At 44.2% G+C, this 265-nt stretch carries 1 protein-coding gene; it reads right to left on the bottom strand.

The window, feature by feature from the left end; all coding sequences use genetic code 11:
- Positions 1–265, bottom strand: a 265-nt coding sequence (locus SB772_RS41935) for a histidine kinase (RefSeq protein ID WP_410838765.1), incomplete at both ends; no start/stop codon positions are given.

Genomic DNA, 265 nt, shown 5'->3' with positions numbered 1-265 from the left:
AGGAGTATTTTTTCTAGCACGCTTTGTAGCGTTAGCGCAGTGATAACCATGTCGTACATGATATCTTCTTCAGGTAACTTCCAATTGACTTCGAGCTTATCTGCTAGACGACTAGATTCAATCGCCAAATAATGCTCACAGAGATCGACCTCTTCTTCGAAGCTAATCTCGCGTGTACCACTAAAACTAGCACGGAACAATGCAGAGACGTGCTGTAATAAGTCAGCGGCTTTAGGCGGGTTTGACTCAATCAGTGATACGAGTG

The sequence above is a fragment of the Paraburkholderia sp. SIMBA_030 genome (genome assembly GCF_046535245.1).
Taxonomy (GTDB): domain Bacteria; phylum Pseudomonadota; class Gammaproteobacteria; order Burkholderiales; family Burkholderiaceae; genus Paraburkholderia.
This window is presented reverse-complemented; position numbering and strand designations above follow the sequence as displayed.